The sequence below is a fragment of the Amycolatopsis sp. NPDC089917 genome (genome assembly GCF_040684635.1).
In the GTDB taxonomy this organism is placed as follows: Bacteria; Actinomycetota; Actinomycetes; order Mycobacteriales; family Pseudonocardiaceae; genus Amycolatopsis.
The window spans coordinates 43954-62509 of sequence record NZ_JBFBGL010000015.1 but is presented as its reverse complement, the minus strand read 5'-3'; the positions used below and the strand labels follow the sequence as shown (position 1 = coordinate 62509).

At 69.4% G+C, this 18556-nt stretch carries 17 protein-coding genes; 8 read left to right on the top strand and 9 right to left on the bottom strand.

Features of this window, described 5'->3' with window-relative positions; genetic code table 11:
• Nucleotides 1-141 precede the first annotated feature (141 nt).
• The 3 genes from AB0N89_RS13740 to AB0N89_RS13730 all read right to left on the bottom strand — a co-directional run bounded on the left by AB0N89_RS13740 (nucleotide 142) and on the right by AB0N89_RS13730 (nucleotide 2160).
• The gene (locus tag AB0N89_RS13740; protein ID WP_364204253.1) at nucleotides 142-1026 is read right to left on the bottom strand and encodes a lytic murein transglycosylase; all 885 of its coding nucleotides are present in this window, start codon (nucleotides 1024-1026) and stop codon (nucleotides 142-144) included.
• A gap of 131 nt (nucleotides 1027-1157) precedes the next feature.
• Entirely contained in the window at nucleotides 1158-1640 is a 483-nt protein-coding gene (locus AB0N89_RS13735; protein ID WP_364204251.1) for a helix-turn-helix transcriptional regulator, read from the bottom strand.
• A 352-nt stretch (nucleotides 1641-1992) separates the two neighbouring features.
• The gene (locus AB0N89_RS13730) at nucleotides 1993-2160 is read right to left on the bottom strand and encodes a hypothetical protein (RefSeq protein ID WP_364204249.1); all 168 of its coding nucleotides are present in this window, start codon (nucleotides 2158-2160) and stop codon (nucleotides 1993-1995) included.
• Between the two features lie 120 nt (nucleotides 2161-2280).
• Here AB0N89_RS13730 and AB0N89_RS13725 point away from each other — a divergent pair, with 120 nt between their 5' ends.
• Entirely contained in the window at nucleotides 2281-3066 is a 786-nt protein-coding gene (locus AB0N89_RS13725) for a crotonase/enoyl-CoA hydratase family protein (RefSeq protein ID WP_364204247.1), read from the top strand.
• 9 nt (nucleotides 3067-3075) lie between these two features.
• A complete protein-coding gene (locus AB0N89_RS13720) occupies nucleotides 3076-3612 on the top strand; it encodes a GNAT family protein (protein WP_364204245.1) in 537 nt (178 codons plus the stop codon).
• Here the strand turns inward: AB0N89_RS13720 and AB0N89_RS13715 are convergent.
• Nucleotides 3609-4751 carry a CaiB/BaiF CoA-transferase family protein gene (locus AB0N89_RS13715; protein WP_364204243.1) on the bottom strand — a complete coding sequence of 381 codons (1143 nt, stop codon included), beginning with the start codon at nucleotides 4749-4751 and terminating at the stop codon, nucleotides 3609-3611. The genes AB0N89_RS13720 and AB0N89_RS13715 overlap by 4 nt on opposite strands.
• Nucleotides 4752-4782: 31 nt before the next feature.
• Nucleotides 4783-5934 (bottom strand): acyl-CoA dehydrogenase family protein, encoded by a 1152-nt coding sequence (locus AB0N89_RS13710; protein WP_364204241.1) that lies wholly within the window; start codon nucleotides 5932-5934, stop codon nucleotides 4783-4785.
• Between the two features lie 103 nt (nucleotides 5935-6037).
• Here AB0N89_RS13710 and AB0N89_RS13705 point away from each other — a divergent pair, with 103 nt between their 5' ends.
• The 4 genes from AB0N89_RS13705 (at nucleotide 6038) to AB0N89_RS13690 (ending at nucleotide 10257) form a co-directional block, all read left to right on the top strand.
• Nucleotides 6038-6652 carry a TetR/AcrR family transcriptional regulator gene (locus AB0N89_RS13705; RefSeq protein ID WP_364204239.1) on the top strand — a complete coding sequence of 205 codons (615 nt, stop codon included), beginning with the start codon at nucleotides 6038-6040 and terminating at the stop codon, nucleotides 6650-6652.
• A gap of 9 nt (nucleotides 6653-6661) precedes the next feature.
• Nucleotides 6662-7588, top strand: coding sequence for a hypothetical protein (locus tag AB0N89_RS13700; RefSeq protein ID WP_364204237.1), 927 nt, complete (start codon nucleotides 6662-6664; stop codon nucleotides 7586-7588).
• Between the two features lie 112 nt (nucleotides 7589-7700).
• On the top strand, nucleotides 7701-8519 hold the full coding sequence (locus AB0N89_RS13695) for a hypothetical protein (protein WP_364204235.1): 819 nt from the start codon (nucleotides 7701-7703) through the stop codon (nucleotides 8517-8519).
• 115 nt (nucleotides 8520-8634) lie between these two features.
• Nucleotides 8635-10257: a succinic semialdehyde dehydrogenase gene (locus AB0N89_RS13690; RefSeq protein ID WP_364204233.1), complete on the top strand. Its 1623-nt coding sequence runs from the start codon at nucleotides 8635-8637 to the stop codon at nucleotides 10255-10257.
• 226 nt (nucleotides 10258-10483) lie between these two features.
• Here AB0N89_RS13690 and AB0N89_RS13685 read toward each other — a convergent pair whose 3' ends face one another.
• Nucleotides 10484-11224, bottom strand: coding sequence for an SDR family oxidoreductase (locus AB0N89_RS13685; RefSeq protein ID WP_364204231.1), 741 nt, complete (start codon nucleotides 11222-11224; stop codon nucleotides 10484-10486).
• Between the two features lie 221 nt (nucleotides 11225-11445).
• Between AB0N89_RS13685 and AB0N89_RS13680 the strand changes: the two genes are divergently transcribed.
• The gene (locus tag AB0N89_RS13680; protein ID WP_364204230.1) at nucleotides 11446-11853 is read left to right on the top strand and encodes a DUF1508 domain-containing protein; all 408 of its coding nucleotides are present in this window, start codon (nucleotides 11446-11448) and stop codon (nucleotides 11851-11853) included.
• Between the two features lie 156 nt (nucleotides 11854-12009).
• The gene (locus AB0N89_RS13675) at nucleotides 12010-13110 is read left to right on the top strand and encodes a substrate-binding domain-containing protein (RefSeq protein ID WP_364204228.1); all 1101 of its coding nucleotides are present in this window, start codon (nucleotides 12010-12012) and stop codon (nucleotides 13108-13110) included.
• Nucleotides 13111-13172: 62 nt separating this feature from the next.
• Here AB0N89_RS13675 and AB0N89_RS13670 read toward each other — a convergent pair whose 3' ends face one another.
• The 3 genes from AB0N89_RS13670 to AB0N89_RS13660 form a co-directional block, all read right to left on the bottom strand.
• A complete protein-coding gene (locus tag AB0N89_RS13670; protein ID WP_364204226.1) occupies nucleotides 13173-15065 on the bottom strand; it encodes a S8 family serine peptidase in 1893 nt (630 codons plus the stop codon).
• 229 nt (nucleotides 15066-15294) lie between these two features.
• Complete coding sequence (locus AB0N89_RS13665) at nucleotides 15295-16179, bottom strand: sortase (RefSeq protein WP_364204224.1); 885 nt, start codon at nucleotides 16177-16179, stop codon at nucleotides 15295-15297.
• The gene (locus tag AB0N89_RS13660) at nucleotides 16176-18536 is read right to left on the bottom strand and encodes a hypothetical protein (protein ID WP_364204222.1); all 2361 of its coding nucleotides are present in this window, start codon (nucleotides 18534-18536) and stop codon (nucleotides 16176-16178) included. Before AB0N89_RS13660 ends, AB0N89_RS13665 begins: the two co-directional genes overlap by 4 nt.
• Nucleotides 18537-18556 lie beyond the last annotated feature (20 nt).

The window sequence follows — 18556 nt, the reverse complement described above, 5'->3', positions numbered from 1 at the left end:
GCCGGTCGGGACCTTGGTCCCGGCCGCTCCGGGAGCGACGGTGGAGCTTCCCCCGCATGTCATGAAAGGGTCGTTCAGGACGAAAAATGTCCTGAACGACCCTTTCATGACACATCCGGGAGCCATCACACGCGCCCGAAGTCACTTGGCGGTCGCGACGGCCTTCGCGTAGTCGTCCGCAAGCCCGAAGACCTTCTGCGCGTACTCGGTCGAGTTGTTGTACGACAGGATCCCCTGCCACCAGCCCGAGGCGGCCGACATGTCGCGGTTGTTCACGCACAGGTAGCGCGCCGCCGCCAGGGACGCGTCGTCGATCTGCTGCGGGTCGCCGACGCCGTCGCGGTTGCCGTCGGCGGCGTACCGGCGCCAGGTGCTGGGGATGAACTGCATCGGGCCGACCGCGCGGTCGACGGCCGGGTCGCCGTCGAACTGGCCGCCGTCGGTGTCGCCGATGGCCTTCACCCCGGGCGACCCGTCGAGCGGGACGCCGATGATGGGCTTCGAGGGCCGTCCGTCCTGGCCGAGGACTGCGCCGCCGTACTGGCCGTGGTTCGACTCGATCCGGCCGATCCCCGCCAGGGTGGCCCACGAGATCTTGCAGTTCGGCTGCATCTGGCGCATCGCCAGCTCGGCGTTACCGTAGGCGAGCAGGGCCCTGGCCGGGATGTTGGTGGCCTGCGCCGCCCGCTCGGACCAGGCGGCCAGAGGGTCCTTGCCGGGTTTCGGCTGCGCCTGCTGTGGCGTGGTCTGCTGGGTGCCGCCGCCCGCGAGGGTGGCGTTCACCGGGGCGACCGAGCCGGGTTTGACGTCCGCCGCCTTGACCTGCAGCGCCGGGATCTCCATCGTCGTGGGGCTCGCGACCGGCGCGGACGCCTTGGTCACCAGCCAGATCCCGCCCCCGGCGAGGCCGAGCACGGCCAGCACGATCACCAGCCTGCCGAGTACGGCGGCACCCACCCCGCGACGTCGCGGAGCGGGCGTGGCCGGGTCTTCGACGAGCTCGTCGTCTTCCGGGGTGGTGCGCACGAAGCGGGTCCTCCAGCGTGGGCGGCGATCACGACCGATGCTCGAACAACGAGCCCGCGCAGGTTAGCGTTACGCGGTAGCCGAGATCGCCCTTGCCACGCCGGTTCACCCGCGCGTGCGAGAAGTTCCCATCAGGCGGACTTCTGCTGCCTCGCCAGCCGCGCGACGCACCAGGCCGGGGCGCTGCCGCGGCGAAGGTGCTGCAAGACGGTCATCGGGCCGAGACGGCGGCTCAGGTCGGACGGCGAGAGCCCGGCCGCGCGGTAGTCGAGAGCACGCTGGTCGAGCGGGCTGATGCCGGCGTCCCACCAGGCTTCGGCCTCGGCGACGCCGCCGACCATCTGCCACCAGCCCGCGGCGGCGACGAGCAGGTCACGCGGGACGTCGGGAAGACGGCTGCTCATGGCGTCGAGGTAGCCGGGGTCGGCGGCCTCGACCGGCGCCCAGCGCGCCTGGCCGGACTGCTGACGCTGACCCGGGATACCGGGAGCCTGACGGGGTGCGTCGGCGAGCCACGCGGACGCGATCCTGTCCGTCTCCTGCTCTTCGGGGGTTTGCTCACGCTCGGCCGCCCACTGCCGGATCAACGCATCGACTCCGGGATCTCCGGTCATCCCTGCCTCCTCATGATTCCCCGACTGACAAGTCCTGACTTACTTGCCCGGCTGGAAGTTCCCGCTGACTTGGGGCTTGCACCTGCGGAAACTCCTCGCCCAGGAGGCCGGCTCCGGCGCCTGGAGGACCAACCGATCACGCAATGTGAGCACCGTAGGGGCGCGGAGGTCTTTTCCGCCAGAGCTTCCAGGGCACGAATTCGTCGACCAGCGGGTTTTCGGGGGCAATCCACCCGGATGGTCGAGTCGTCCGACCGAAATCCGAGACGGGTTACGCTGAGTCATATCCGCAGGTGGATGCGCACAGTGACCGCCGGCGTCACCAGGGACACCGGTGGACGTGGCGGCAAGGTCAGGAGAAGAGGCTCCGGACGAACGTCACGATGGCTTCGGCGCCGGACCGGAGCCAGCCGAGCGCGGTGTGGACGGCGTCGGCGGACTGGGTCGGCCTGCTGATCAGAAAGAAGAGCACGAGCGCGACGACAGCGATCACGAGGAATTTCTTCAAGCCGGGCGACATGGCTCCATCCCATCACACCGTAGTGTCCAGACGATGACTCCGCGCGCACTGCGGACTTTGTCACCACTTTAAGGAAAATCAGGCCCCGTTGCCCACCAGGTTTCCCCGAGGGAGCGATCGATGCGAGAAAACGTTCTCGTCCACCGGGAAGGACCGGTGACGACGATCACGCTGAACCGGCCGGAAGCCCGCAACGCGGTGGACGGGCCGACCGCGGCCGCGCTGGCGGACGCGTTCCGCGCCTTCGAGGCCGACGAGGAGGCCGCCGTCGCCGTCCTCACCGGTTCGGGTGACGCGTTCTGCGCCGGAGCCGACCTGAAGGCCGTCGGGACCGACCGCGCGAACGCCCTCGCTCCATCGGGTGACGGGCCGATGGGGCCGACGCGGATGACGCTGTCGAAGCCGGTGATCGCCGCGGTCCGCGGGCACGCCGTAGCGGGCGGTCTGGAGCTGGCGCTGTGGTGCGATCTGCGGGTCGCCGACAGCACGGCCGTGTTCGGCGTCTTCTGCCGCCGCTGGGGTGTCCCGCTGATCGACGGCGGCACGGTGCGCCTCCCCCGGCTGATCGGGCATTCGCGGGCGATGGACCTGATCCTCACCGGCCGCCCGGTCGACGCCGGCGAGGCGCTCGCCATCGGGCTCGCGAACCGGGTCGTCCCCGACGGCGAGGCACTGGCGGCCGCGCAGGCCCTGGCGCTTGATCTGGCCGCGTTCCCGCAAGCCTGCCTGCGCGCGGACCGGAACTCGGCGTACGGCCAGTACGGGCTCACCGAGGAAGAGGCGATGCGGGCCGAGTTCTCGAACGCCCTGATCGGCGGAGGGCTCGCCGAAGAGGCCGTCGCGGGCGCCGGCCGGTTCAGTGAGGGCGCGGGGCGTCACGGCAGCTTCGGTGGCCATCAGCCCTAGCCTCTGAGGATGAACGAAACCGGAGTCTCACTCAGACCGGTGTCCGAAGAAGACCTGCCGATGCTCGAAGCGCTCACGAACGATCCGCGGGCGGCGGGCGCGTTCGAGTGGCACGGCTGGCACGACCCGCACTTCCTGCGCCGCCGCTGGACCGAGACCGGCATGCTCGCGGCGGACAACGGGATGCTGATGATCGAGCTCGACGGGCAGCGGCTCGGTTTCGTCTCGTGGCACAAGACCAGGACCGGGTCGACGTCGTACTGCTGGAACGCGGGCCTCGTGCTCATCCCCGAGGCCCGCGGGCACGGCTACGGCACCGAGGCCCAGCGACAGCTGGTCCGCTACCTCTTCGCGCACACGCAGATGAACCGGGTCGAGGCGTCGACGGAAGCGGGCAACACCGCCGAGCAGCGCTCCCTGGCGAAGGCGGGCTTCAGCAGGGAAGGCGTGCTACGCGGCTACGGGTTCCGGGACGGGGCCTGGCGCGACCACATCCTCTATTCGATGCTGCGGTCCGATCTGGACCCCGGCCCGGAACGTCCTTAAACGATCGCTCCCGCGGCCTTGAGCCGCTCGATCCCGTCGGCGTCCACTCCGAGTTCGGTGAGGACGTCGGCGGTGTCGCCGCCCTTGGGCCGCGGCGGTTCCGGCGTCTCCGGCGGCGTGCGGTCGAACCTCGGCGCCGGCGCGGGCTGCATCATGCCCCCGACGTCGACGAACGTCCCCCGCGCGACGTTGTGCGGATGCGACGGCGCCTCACGCGGCGAAAGCACCGCCGTCAGGCACGCGTCGGTGCCCTCGGCCTTCGCGACCAGTTCGTCACGGGTGTGCTTCGCGACGGCCTCGGCGACGATCTCGCGCAGCTTCGGCCACTCGTTCTTGTCGACGTGGACCGGCGTCTTCTCGGGATCGAGGCCGAGCACCTTCACCAGGTCGCCCCAGAACCGCATCTCGATCGCGCCGATGGCGACGTACTTGCCGTCGGCGGTCTCGTAGGTGTCGTAGAACGGCGCGCCGCCGTCGAGCATGTTCTCGCCGCGCCCGCCGGGCCACAGCCCGGAGTCCAGCATCCCGTGCAGGCTGGTGGTCAGCAGGGCCGCGCCGTCCACCATGGACGCGTCGACCACCTGTCCCTTGCCCGACGACGTGCGTTCGTACAGCGCCGCCAGCACGCCCATCGCGAGCAGGAGGCCACCGCCGCCGAAGTCGCCGACGAGGTTGAGCGGCACCACCGGCCGCTGCCCGGCGTGCCCGATGGGTTCGAGCGCGCCGGAGATGCCGATGTAGTTGATGTCGTGCCCGGCGACGGTCGCCAGCGGGCCTTCCTGGCCGTAGCCGGTCATCCGGCCGTAGACCAGCCGAGGGTTCCGGGCGTGGACCTGGTCCGGTCCGATGCCCATCCGCTCGGCGACGCCGGGGCGGAAACCTTCGATGAGCACGTCGGCGCCCTCGGCGAGTTTCAGCACCAGTTCGACCCCTTCGGGGGTCTTGGTGTTGATCCCGATCGACCGCCTGCCCCGGGCGAGGGGGTCGTTCGGGAAGCCGATGACGTCGTTGCCCGGTGTCGCCCGGTCGATCCGGACGACCTCCGCGCCGAGATCGGCGAGGATCGTGCAGGCGAACGGCGCCGGGGCGAGCCCGGCCAGTTCGACGACCTTGAGCCCGCTCAGCGGCCCAGCCTTCATCGCCACGTCCTTTCCTGATACGGCAACGGTTTCACAGCGTGCGGGAGATGATTTCCTTCATGATCTCGCTGGTGCCGCCGAAGATCCGCGAGATCCGGATGTCGGCCCACGCGCGCGCGATCGGGTACTCGGTCATGTAGCCGTAGCCGCCGAAGAGCTGCAGGCAGTCGTCGACGACCTTGTTGACCCGTTCGGTGGTCCACAGCTTCGCCATGGCCGCGCCCTGCACGTCGAGTTCCTTGCGCAGGTGCCGTTCGATGCACTGGTCGAGGTACGCGCGCGACACCGCGGCCTCGGTGGCGGCCTCGGCGAGCTTGAACTTCGTGTTCTGGAAGTGGTAGATCGGACGGCCGAACGCCTGGCGGTCCTTGGTGTAGGCGATGGTCTGGTCGATCGCGGCCTCCATGCCGGCGACCGCGGTGACGGCGATGATCAGCCGTTCCTGCGGCAGCTGCTGCATGAGCTGGATGAAGCCGAGGCCTTCCTGGTCACCGAGGAGGTTGGCGGCGGGCACGCGGACGTCGTCGAAGTTCAGCTCCGCGGTGTCCTGGCCCTTGAGCCCGATCTTGTCGAGGACGCGGCCGCGGCTGAAGCCCGGGGTGTCGGTCTCGACGGCGATCAGCGAGACGCCCTGCGCGCCCGCGTCCGGATCGGTCTTCACCGCGACGACGACGAGGTCGGCGTGGAAACCGTTGGTGATGAACGTCTTCGCGCCGTTGATCACGTAGTGGTCGCCGTCGCGCACCGCACGGGTCTTGATGTTCTGCAGGTCCGAACCCGTACCGGGCTCGGTCATCGCGACGGCGCCGACCATCTCGCCGGAGGCGAACTTCGGCAGCCACGCCTTCTTCTGTTCTTCGTTGGCGTACTCGAGGATGTAGTGCGCGACGATTCCATTGTGGACGGTGACGCCCCAGGCGCTGTCTCCGGAGCGGGCCTGCTCTTCGTAGAGCACCGCCTCGTGGGCGAACGTGCCGCCGCCACCGCCGTACTCCTCCGGGATGGACAGTGCCAGCAGGCCGACCTCGCCCGCCTTCGTCCACAGCTCGCGGTCGACCTTCTTCTCGGCCGCCCAGCGCTCCTGGTTCGGCGCGAGTTCCTTCTGGCAGAAGGTCCGGGCGAGGTCCCGGAGGTCTTCGAGCTCCGTCGTGCTCCACGAGCTCTTCTGGATCTGCAACGGCACGGCCTACGCCTCCTGATCGGACCTGGAAAACATGACGCTTAGGATGTAAGTTCCATTCGGAATGTACATCCGTACCGAGCTGCACGTAAAGGGGGTCAGGTCCGTGAGCGTGATCGGCAGGACCCACCGCACCCAGGCCGAACGGCGTGAGCAGACCCGCACCGCCCTGCTCGACGCGACCATCGACTGCCTGGTCGACCTCGGGTACGCGCGCACGTCGGTGCAGGAGATCTGCGCCCGCGCCGGGGTCTCCAAAGGCGCCGTGCAGCACCACTTCTCCGCGAAGGCGGAACTCATGGCGGCCGCCGTCGAACACCTGACGGAAAAGCTGCGCGGGCGGCTCGCGACGTCGATCACGGAACTCCCCGGCGGCGCGTCGGGGGTCGCGGCGGCGATCGACCTGCTGTGGGAGGGCTATTCGGGCACGCTGTCCACGGCCGCCACGGAACTGTGGGTCGCGGCGCGCACCGACCCCGAACTCCGCGCGGCGATCCGCCCGGTCGACAAGGCGCTGGGCCGCTCGACGCTGGAGCACATCACCGCGGTCGCCGGGGACCTGCCGAAAGAACGCGCGGAGATCCTGTTCTGGCTGACCGTGAACCTCACCCGGGGGCTCGCGCTCGACGCCGAACTCGGCGGCGATCCGAAACGACGACGGCAGTTGCTCGACGAATGGAAACGTGTCGCGGTGATGTTGTACGAGGACGCTTCCCCGTAGGCTTCGACGATGGGGAGAGCGACGGCGTTCGCCGTACTGACCGCGGCCTTTCTCGTACTGACCGGCTGCACGACTGCGCCGCCACCGACTCCGGCGCCCCCGCCTTCGGCCCCGTTGACGCTACGCGAAGCCCTCGGCGACCCCACGACCGTGAACTTCTGCGACCTGCTGGACCTGCCCGATCTCGACGACGCGCTTCCGCTGGAGTCCAGGCCGTCACCGAGTATGGGCTCCTGCTCGTTCCGGACCGGGAACGCGCTGATCAGCTTCGGTTTCCCCGAGGACCGGGCGAAGGAACGCCTGGCAGGCGCCACGCCGGTCGCTTGGCAGGACCTGGCCCGCGAACTGCGGGTGGTCCGCACGGACCTCGAAGGCCAGCCCGTCCTGCACCTCGTTTTCGCCGATGACTCCTCGATCCGGGTCGGCACGTTCTTCACCTCGCCCGGAGGCGCTTCCGAGTCGCTCACCGCGGCGACGAAAACCCTGGAAGGCGCCGTCCGCTCGCTCGTGGCCGGCAAGCAGGCGGCGCATCTCGGCTACCGCGAAAACTCCCTGGCGCGCCTGGACGCCTGCTCCGCCTTGTGGTCCGACGACGAGGTCTCCACCCGGCTGGGCACGACGGTCTCCGGGAAGGGCGACCTGTCCCGGCACCGGTGCCTTTGGGGCGAGCAGGGGGCGGACCGGCTCGTCCGGCTGGAGTTCGGTCTCGGCCCGCGCCCGAAGGCCACGGCGAGCGTGCGAGAAGAGACGCTGGGCGGGCGCGAGTCCTTCGTCCAAGAGATTTCCGGTGGCTGCACGGTGCGGACGGGCCACGTCGAGGGTCCGGACGCGAACCGGAACCAGGTCGAGCACGCTCTTCTCGCCGTACAGGCACCAAATGCGTGTGACATCGCCAGGGAATTGGCGAACGTCGCCTGGCCGAAATTCCCCGCCTAGTCCGCTTAGCACGCGCGAAAGCGGTTGACCAGAGCACAGGTGACACTTATCTCGTCGGCCGATCCGTGATGGAATTCCTTGCTGGACAACGAAACCGGCGGAGGAGCCGATCATGAGCGCGCCGCAGCAGCAGCCGTACCAAACAAATGGCCCGTTCGGCGCAATGCAGCCCGTACAAACCCCCGTCGCGGCGCCGCGACCGCCGTCCGACGCCCGGCTCCCCCGATTGTTCGCCGCGATGATGGGGGTTTTCGCCGGACTGCTGGTATTCGTCGCGACCTTTCTTCCGCAATCGACGTACGAACAGCTTTCCGAAGGCAAGCCGGTGTCGAAGTTCGCCGAGACCGGCTGGACGCGGAGTTTCGACATCGAGCCGTCGGCGGAGGAGAAGGAGTTCTACGACAAGACCCACGTCGCCCGCTACGGCATCCCGCTGTCCGCCGCCGCGCTGACCCTGTTCGCCGGGGCCGCGGTGGGCTTCGCCTCGTACCGGCGCGGTTCGACCTCGCCCGCCGCGACGGCGTCGAGGACGCTGCTGGTCGCCGGCGGGGCGGGGACCGCGATCGGCGTCTGGATGCTCGGCATGGACATCTCGGCGAGCCTGAGCTTCGGGCAGGACACCGGCCGCTTCGTCTCGCGCTACGGGACCGGGAGCGGATTCTGGATCCTGCTCGCGGGCGGGCTCGTGGCGTTGCTCACCATCGGGCTGGCGATCGTGGCCAACCGGCGTGAACCGGCGGCGCCCCGGCAAGCCCCTTATCCGGTCGCCTTCACCCCTTACCCGCCCGCGGTCCCCCAGCGGCACTATCCGCCGCAGCCCCAGGCCTACGAGCCGCCGTCGCCGCCGACACCACCCGCGGGATCCGCGCTGCAGCAGCAGGACATCCTGCGTCCGTCCCGCGACAATCCGCCGCCGCCCGGCAATATGTGAAACTTATTCATATCATTGTGGGACAGTCTCCATACCGGCAGTATGCTGTACTCGTCGGTAACACCTGGGCTCTGCGTGGCGCCTCCGGCTCCGCGCGACATGGAACGGAGACGGCATGACGAGCACGACACCGGCGAACGCGAGCCACCACGCCGAAGGACCGTCCACCATCGGCGGTGTCCCCGGCGCCCCTGCCCTGGCGAGGGCGGAACGGCTCGTGCGGCGGGTCGTGGGTGGCGAGAACACCACTGTCTCCGCGCCGGTGCAGATGCGCGCCCCGTTCACCGGCGAGCCGATCGCGACCCTCCCCCAGGCCACCGACGCCGACGTCCGCGCCGTGTTCGACCAGGCGAGGGAAGCGCAGCGCTCGTGGGCCGACCGGCCGGTCGAAGACCGCCAGCGCATCCTGATCCGCCTGCACGACCTGGTGCTGAAGCGGCAGGAAGAGGCGCTCGACCTCGTGCAGATCGAGGCGGGCAAAGCCCGCATGGACGCCTTCGACGAGGTCAGCGCCACCGCGCTCGTGGCCTCCTACTACGGCAAGCACAGCGCGAAGATCCTTTCGCCCCGCCGCGCCGCCGGGCTGATCCCGGTGCTGACGAAGGTCGGCGAGCTCCGGCATCCCAAGGGCGTCGTCGGGATCATCTCGCCGTGGAACTACCCCCTCGCGCTGACCGCGATGGACGTCCTGCCCGCGCTCGCGGCGGGCAACACCGTCGTGCAGAAGCCGGACAACCAGACCGCGCTCTCCGCGCTGTGGCTGCAGGAACTCGCCGAGGAGGCCGGGCTGCCCGCCGGCGTCTGGCAGATCGTGCTCGGCCGGGGTTCGCGGATCGGCGACGCGCTGGTCGAAGAGTCGGACTACCTGTGCTTCACCGGATCCACGCCCACCGGCAAGGGTCTCGCCGCGCGGGTGGCGGAGCGCCTCACGAGCTACTCGCTGGAACTCGGCGGCAAGAACCCGATGATCGTGCTGCCCGACGCCGACGTCGCCAAGACCGCCGCGGGCGCGGTGACCGCGTGCTTCTCCTCCGCGGGCCAGCTGTGCGTTTCGGTCGAGCGGATCTACGTCCACGAGTCGATCCGCGAGGAGTTCACGCGGGCCTTCGTCGCCAAGACGGCCGCGCTGCGGCTCGGCGGCGCGCTCGATTACCGGGCGCAGATGGGTTCCCTGACTTCGGAAGACCAGCTGGCGACGGTGTCGGCACACGTCGAGGACGCCCGGTCGAAGGGCGCGAAGGTGCTCACCGGCGGCAAGGCCCGGCCCGACCTCGGCCCGCTGTTCTACGAGCCGACCGTGCTCACCGGCGTCACCGAGGACGTCAAGCTGTTCGCCGAGGAGACCTTCGGGCCGGTCGTGTCGATCTACGGCTACACCGACGTCACCGAGGCGATCGAGCGCGCGAACGACACGAAGTTCGGGCTGAACGCGAGTGTGTGGTCGCGCAACGGCCGGGCGGGCTGGGAGGTCGCGGCGCGGCTGAAGGCCGGGACCGTCAACGTCAACGAGGGCTTCGCGGCGACCTTCGGGACCGTGGGGCTGCCGATGGGCGGGATGAAGGAGTCCGGCGTCGGGCGGCGCAACGGCGCCGAAGGGCTGCTCAAGTACACCGAAGCCCAGGCGATCGCGGTGCAGCGCGGGATGCCGCTCCGGCCGGGCAAGGGAATCCCGCCGAAGCTGTGGGCGCGGAGCCTGAGCTTGAGCCTCAAGGCGCTTCGCCGCCTGCCCCGCCGCTGATCGGCGCTTCCCGCGTGTCTTCACGCGCCTGGTCCGTGAAGGCCTCCTTGAGGGACTCTGGGTCCCTCAAGGAGGCCTTCACGGACATCGCGGACATCGCGGACGCAGCGGCCCCATACGCGGGGCGGATACAGCGGGTCGTGAGTGGCAAGTCGCGTTAGAACGACACTTACCACTCACGACCACCCCGACCCACGCCTGACCGCGCCCTGGTCACGCCGCGCCCCTAACCGCGTCCGATGTACGGCATCGCGGTCGCCGTGACGGTCAGGAACTGCACGTTCGCGTCCAACGGCAGCCCGGCCATGTACAGCACGGCGTCCGCGACGTGCCGGGCGTCGAAGGTCGGCTCGGCCTTGACGCTGCCGTCCGCCTGCGGGATGCCGTCGGCCATCTTCAGCGTCATGTCGGTGGCCGCGTTGCCGATGTCGATCTGTCCACAAGCGACATTCCAGGCCCGGCCGTCGAGGGAGATCGACTTCGTCAGCCCGGTGACCGCGTGTTTCGTCGCGGTGTAGGCGACGGACGCGGGCCGCGGGGCGTGCGCGGAGATCGAGCCGTTGTTGACGATCCGGCCGCCGCGCGGGTCCTGCGCCTTCATCAGCCGCACGGCCTGCTGCGCGCACAGGAACATCCCGGTCAGGTTGGTGTCGACGACGCGTTTCCAGTCCGCGAAGGACAGTTCGTCGACCGTACCGCCCACCGACACGCCCGCGTTGTTCACCAGGAGGTCGAGCCGTCCCCACTCCGCGCGCACCGTTTCGAACAACGCGGCGACGGAATCGGGATCTCCGACGTCAGTGGGCACGGGAAGCGCTTTCGCGTCCCCGGCGGCGGTCTCCGCCAGCGCGTCCGCGCGGCGTCCGGCGAGCGCGACCCGATAACCGGCGCCGAGTAACGCGCGGGAGATCTCCCTGCCGAGCCCGGAACCCGCCCCGGTGACGACCGCGGTCCTGCCGTTGCCCATCGATCCTCCTCGCAGACCGTGCCGGAGCGGTCCGGCACGGTGATTGTTTTCCGATTACCCGCGTCCGTTCAGGCTAGCGCGCCCGCGCCGGGGCAAAACGTTCACCCGGCGGCCGTCGCGCCTTAAGGAAAACCGGTAACCCCTTCACCACATCGGCGCGATTCACCGGATGTGCCCAGGGGGAATTCCCACCGTTCACTCCATCGCCGGAGCGCGGAACGGTGAAGAAGAATCCACGCTTCCAGCTGGTCCAGACCGGCGAACAGACCATCCGATGGCGACTGCTCGGCGGCAACAACGTGTCGCTGGGTTCCGCGCCTTCCGACTATCCACGAGCCGAGGAATGCCTTGTCGCCATAGCCTGGCTCAGTACGAACATTTCCGATCTGACCAGCGATTTCAGCCATCTCAGCGGCGGTCGCTGGCGCTGGCGGCTGCATACGGACGACCGGATCGTCGCGATCGCGACTCATGCGTACGGACGACGCATCGAGGCGCAGCGCGGACTCGACCGGTTCCGTTCGGCCACCACCGAGGCGGCCGTCGGCGAAGGGATCGAGACCATAGCCGATTGGCGCCGTAAATACCGTCGCGATTCCGGCGGACATTCACCGAATCGTTCTCCGTGACGAGTGATCACGGAAAGTGCGTTCCCCGGAGATTAACCATCAGGACGTCGGGCGGGAAGGCGAAGCACCGTCGCCGGACAGTGTTGCGGAGCGAGGATTGTGCCAAGTCACGGAATCCCGTGACGACTTGGGGACTAGAGAAAGAGTGCAAACAAGATGCGTGCTCGTACCACTCGGTTTCTCGGCGCCACCGCGATCGCCGCGTGTGCCTGCCTCACCCTGACCGGCACCGCCTCCGCGGTCGCCCCGGCCAACGGCCTCGAAGAGGTCATCGCCGCGGCGGGCTCGGACACCACCGTCGACATCACCGGCGCGATCCTGGCCAACGCCAACAGCGCGGCGGCGAAGGCGAGCTGGAACACCGACCCCGACAACTACGTCAACGTGCCGCCGCTGCTGGCCGCCGGCCAGACGTTCACCGTCCCGGCCGACCCGTTCGCCGACGAGGTCGTCTACAACGCGGGCAACCCGGCCCCGAACGGCTCCTCGCAGGGCAAGGCCGCGCTGAAGGCCTCCGCCGAAGCGGGCGACGGCAAGATCGACATCGCGCGGTCGTCCTCGGCCCGCAGCTCGTCCGACCCCGCCGGCTTCGAGTTCTTCGCGTTCGCCACCGACGGTGTCACCTGGTCGTCCTCCGCCACCGGTTCGGGCGCGGGCCTGACCCTGACGCTGGCGCAGCTGCGCGGCATCTACGACGGTTCCATCACCAACTGGAACCAGGTCGGTGGCGCCAACGCCGCCATCAAGGTCTACCTCCCGCAGACCGGTTCCGGCACCCTGAGCTTCTTCACCGGCACCGTCCTCGGCTTCGACCCGACCACGAAGCCGGTCACCGTCAAGCGGTTCCAGGAGCACGACGGCAACTCCATCCCGGCCGCCGACCGCGCCACCGCCATCGCGCCGTTCTCCATCGCGCAGTGGATCGCGCAGGGCAACGCGGTGACCGCCGACAAGCGCGCGGGCTTCACCGTCAACCCGCTGACCGGCGCCGGCTTCAACGGCTCCCCGGTCGCCGGTTCGGCAGGCAACTACACCCCGGCGTTCACCACGGCGTTCCTGGGCTCGCGCAGCGTCTACAACGTCGTCGACTCCCGCACCCCCAGCTACGACCAGGCCAAGCGCGCCGTGGGCTTCGACGCCGGTGACTCGGCCTCGACCGCCAGCCCGCTGTGCGGCGGCAAGCTCGCCGCCACGATCCAGCGGTACGGCTTCCTGACCGTGTCGGGCCCGAACGGCCTGTCCTGCGTCAAGTCCTGAATCCCGGAGAAAAGAAACGGCCCGGTGCGCGTGCACCGGGCCGTTTCCTCGTCGGAGAACCGCTACTTGGAGGCGACGCCCAGCGCGGCGAGCGCCGGGCCGGTCATGATCACCCCGGCCCCGGTGACCGGGTCGTAGCCCGGGGCGCCGAGGTCGATCGCGGTCGACGTCAGCGCGTTCCGGATCTCCGCCTGGGTCGCGGCGGGCTTGCCCTGCTTGAGCAGCGCGGCGATGGCGGCGGCGCTCGGCGCGGCGGCCGAGGTGCCGAAGAACGGCTGGAAACCGCTCACCGAGGTCGCGACGCCGTCGGCCGCGGTGATGTCCGGCTTGTTCCGCGTCGCGCCACCGGTCGAGGACACGTTGCCGGGGGTGATCACCGAACCGTCCGGGTTGTAGAACTGGTGACGGCGACCGTCCGAGGTGAACCGCTCCCACTTGCTGGCGGCGGTGAACAGGCCCGGGAACGGACCGGCCGGGTTCGCCGGGTCACCGGTCTCGAGCGCGCGGCCGAAGGCACCGGCGGCCGGGGCGGCCGCGACGCTGAAGGCGTTGACGGCTGCCGAGTGTCCGGCGGTGACACCGTTGGTGCTGAAGGCTTTCAGCGAACCGGAGGTGACGAAGCGGCCGCGGATCACGTTGAGCGCGATGAACCGGTCGGAGCCGCTGTACTTGACGACGGCGACCTTGAAGCCCGAGCCGCTGGCCGGGACCTGGGCGATCTCGTACGGGTTCTGGGTGCCGTTCTGCGCGTTCTCGCTGGAGGCGACGACCGAACCGGACGAGTTCAGGACGAACAGGTCGTAGTCGCTGGTGGCCTTGCCCCACGGGTCGGACCAGAACAGCGTGACGTAGCGGCCGACGGAGTTCGGCGAAAGCGCGTTGTACAGCTGGGTCGTGCCGCTCGGGTCGAAGTCGTGCGGCGTCCCGGTGATCCCGGAGATCTTGCTGGTGGAGCCGCGGAAGTCGCCCTCGTAGTAGCCGCTGGTGCCGTCGGTCAGGTTGCCCGAGTTCCCGGCGGAGGAGAAGTAGAGCACGCCCGCCGCGGTCACGTCGTTGACGGCCTGCGCGACCGGGCCGTCCTGGAACGGCGACTCGTCGAAGTAGGACACGTCGTCGACGATGATCGTGCACTTGCCGGTGGTGCGGAGCGCGCGGATGTTGTCGGCGAAGCTCTGCTCGCTGGTGAAGGCGGTCGCGAAACCGAGCGCGGCGCCGGGCGCCATGTCGTGGATGATCTCCAGCATCGCGGTGCCTTCGTCACCGCTGCCCGCCTGACCAGGGAGAACGTCGACGGCGGGGAGCTCACCGGCGGTCTGGGACGCCTGGAGCGACTTGACGCCGTCCGAGAGCACGCAGACCTTCTGCCCGGCGCCGGTGACGCCGTATTTCGTGCGGGCGGTGTCGCTGCCGTGCGCCTTGTCGCCCTCGGCGACCTGGAGCGCGGCGGCGGTCTTCTTGGCGGCGGCCTGCCGCCGGTCCTGCGGCGCGGACTCGTTCCAGGTCATCGCCTGGGAAGCGGCCCTGACCTCGGCGACGTCCCCGCGGCCGGCGATCGAGTCGACGGCGGCGAGCGGCAGGTCGGCACGGATCGCGCCGGCCGGAGAGGCGTAACGGACGCTGCCGCCCGCCGCCTTGACGGCGTCCACCAGGGACTGCCCGGCACCCTTGATGTCCACCGCGACGGTGCCGGCGTCACTGACGCCCAGCCCGGTCCGGTAGTCGGGCAGCTTGCCCGCGAGGCCCTTGTCGGCGCGCAGGCGCTTTTCGACGACGAGCTGACTCGACTGCTTGCGCTCGGCCGGGGTGAGGCTGTTCTTGATGCTCTGCAGGGCGGAGATCCCGGCCTGTGTGCGCACCTCCTCCGACGGCTGGGCACCGGAAACCGCGGTCGACAGCAGCAAAGCGCCGACCGCGACCGGAACCGAGCATGTGACCACTCGGCTGAATCTGCTCATCGAACTCTCCCTGTTGTGCAGCAACACAGCGCACTCCGGCTAAAGCACGCTGACGGCGTGACGCCCCGTCACAAGAATCCCTTCGGTTGCCCGAATGAATTACCCCTGACCGGGTGTAATGGGGAGAATCTAAAGAGCGATCGGTGACGAGTCCACCCACCAAAGTCTGGAGCAGGCGAAGATCCACAACGTGAGACGGATTTCAGTCCGAAAAGACCGAAATCCTGGATTACGCCCAGGCCGGGAACAATCGCCAAAGCGCCAAGGCCGCGAGCGCCCCCATCGTGAGCAGCACCGGTCCGGTGATGACATAGGTCGAAACCGGACGCCACCGGCGATAAAGGAATGTCGCCCCGGCCGCCGCCGCCACGAAACCGCCGAAGGCCAGCACCAAACCGGCCCACGCGGTGGTGTCGCCGGTCCGGCCGTCCTGCGCGTCGGCCCGGCCGTTCTGCAGGGTCGGTTTGAACGGCCTGCCTTCCAGGGCCGCGGTCACCACCGTCGCCTCGTCCGAAGCCAGCGGCCACCACGACGCCGAGGTCACCAAGGTCAGCCGGTCGTTCTGGGTCTTGCCGTAGTCGGCGCCCTCGTCCAGCGGCCTGGTCGCCGCCTCGGTCACCCGATAGACGGACTTGCCCTGCGTCGTGGCGACGACGATCTCGTCACCCGGCCGCAAGGTGCCGAGCGCGCCGAACGGGCCGCCGTAACCGGCGTTGCGGCCGGCGATCACGGCGTTGCCCGGCTGGCCGAGCCCGGCCGTTCCCGGGACATGACCGGGCCCGGACGCGGTCTCGCCGCTCGACGCGCCCTCGATGACGACCTGCTGCACCTTGAGCGCGGGGATCTCCAGGACGGCGACCGGCTTGCCGAACTCGACCGGTTTGGCGGGCGGCGCGGCCCCGAACAGGCTCTGGCTCGCGCCCAGCGCCACGCCGATCTCGCCCCGGATCTCGGTCAGCGCCTTCCGCTGATCGCCCGACTGCAGCATCGGGCCCAGCGCGTAGACGACCAGCGCCAGCGCCACCAGGGTGGTGACCAGCCAGGCGAACACGACCGCGCCGATCCAGCCGGGGCCGAACCGCAGGAACTGTCTCTCTTCAGCCTCGACGCTCACGCCACGCCGCCTGACGGCTTCCGGCGCAGGAGCGCGATCAGCGCCGCCATCGCCCTGGTCAGCCATGAAGGCACCGGCCGCCCGGCCGCGACATACGCCGTCGCGGACGGAAGGGTCGCCAGGATCACCAAGGCCACCAAGGGAATCAGGGCGCCGAGCGCACCGGCACCGGCGAACTTCGGGATGGTGATGGACTCGGCGAGGTTCTTCGCCGCCGCCACGCTCTCCGGGGTCGGGGCGACCGCGGGAACGGGCCCGACGGCGGCGGCGGGCGGTGTCCCGGCGGCCGGACCAGGTCCACCGGAAGGGTTGTTCGGCAAGGAGTTGGCGGCAGGTGTGACTCCGTTCGCTCCCGGCGGCGGCGGGTTCTTCGCCTCTTCCTTTTCCTCACAGGCCTTCTCGACGGTGCCGGTGCCGATCTTGGCGATCCGCTCGGAGGCGGTGGCGGCCAGACCGGGACTCAACCGCACCAGCCCGGGAGGAAGCAGGCTCTGTCCGTAGCCCGCCGCGAGACCGGCGAACGACTTCAGCCTGTCCTGCTTTTCCTTCAATGGCTTGCAGTTCGCGTCGATCAACGGGTTGACCGGGACGGCCATGTACTCGACGAACGTGAGCGGGTACGCGCCGTCCTTGGCCACGGTGCCGGTCTCGGCCGTCCCGTCGGGGCCGAGCTTCATCGCGTCGACCGCCGCCTGCAGGCTCTGCTCGGTCGGCGCGACGAAGTTCCCCTTGGCGTCCGGAAGCGCGACCGGCGTCCAGCGGTTGATCGTCGCCGTCGCGAGATCGGTGACCACCCAGTTCACACAACCGCCGTCGCAATCGTTCCCCCGTCCGGCGACGGCGTTGTCCACGGTTTTGCGCACCGCCAGCTGACCGGTCTTCGCGTCGACGTTGTGCACCTGCGACTTACCGGGGTCGAGCACGCTCAGATCGGCGATCACCCCCGGCGACTTCCCGCTCAGCCCGGGGAAATACTCGTCGCCGAGCGCGGGGAAGACCCAGTCGTTCGGCGCGCTCGCGGCGAGGAGCTTGCTCAAGGCGAGCGGAACCGTCCCGGCTCCCGACTCCCCGGTCACCCCGAAGAAATCGGCGCTCCCGTTGTATCCGGACCGGCGGTTCGCCGCGACCACCCCGGCGGGCTGCCCGTCCTTGATGGCCGAGAGCGCGACGTTGCGGCCGACCGACGGCGAACCGTTCTTGAAGATGCCGCCCCGCCCGCCGGCGTCGGGATTCTGCCCGCCCTTGGTGAACATGTTCGCCAGCTCGGCGTTGGTGAACGCCATCGTGCCGGTGAGTTTCGCACCGAGCGGGTTCCCTTCGTCGTTGACGTCGGTCGGCGACCAGCCGACCGCGGCGATCACCGCCGCGTTGACGCCGACGGGGACGTATTCCCTGGACCGGACGGTCTGCGAGGCCAGCGCGTTGCCGCTTCCGGTGATCATGAGATCGGAGGCGCCCTTGTCGAACGCGGTCAGCCCGGTGTCCTCGGTCTCGCTCACGATGTTGGTGGGCTGGTCGGACTTCGTCGGGGCGCACGACGCCTGGTTCCACGCGACCGCCGTCCGCCCGAGCCGTTCCGGCATGCTGGCGTTGAGCGTGTTCCGGCCGATTCCCTGGCAGCCCTTGACCCCGATGCCCGGCAGGTACGGGGTGAACTTGATCGAGTCGTCGACCCAGGTCACGGTCTTGCCCGCCGAGTCCTGCGCGGTGATCTGGATCGTGACGCTGCACGGATTGTTCTCGTCGCAGGTGAAGGAGAATTGCCGTCTCGTCTTCGCACCGGTCACCGGATCGACGACCGCGGGATTGTCCGCCCACGGGACCTTGGGGAATTTGTCCCCGGGATTCACCGCTTTCTCATAAGTGGTGTAAAGCGGATCCCAGGCGACGGCGTGCGGCCGCAAAGTCCCGCGCGGGATCGTCGTGTCGAAGACGATGTCGCCGGTCGTGCTGCTCCGCACCCTTTCCATCGACTGCATGCCCGCGTTCTTGCCCGCGAATTCGTCCCCGAATTCGTCCTGGCAGTAGGACGTCACCCGGGTGAGCAAGATGCTGTCCTTGGGCCACGGCGGGACGTAGACCTTCTTCATCAAATTGTCTGGCACGTCTTTCGGGCAGATGACGAGCTTCGCCCGCGCTCCCTTGGGCAGCCCGGAAAGCGTGATCCGCAGCGGGTCACCGTTCTGGACCGCCGAAAGATCGGCGGGTTCGGTCTTGAGCCGGTACGGCGGATCGGCGGGCGGCTGCGCCTGCGCGGCGGGAACGGATACGCCGGCGACCGCCAGCATCCCGCAGAGCAGCACGATCCCGACTCGTCTCACCCGGACCAGGAACACGGACGACTCCCCAGATTTCACGCGACCAACGTCCCCGAGTC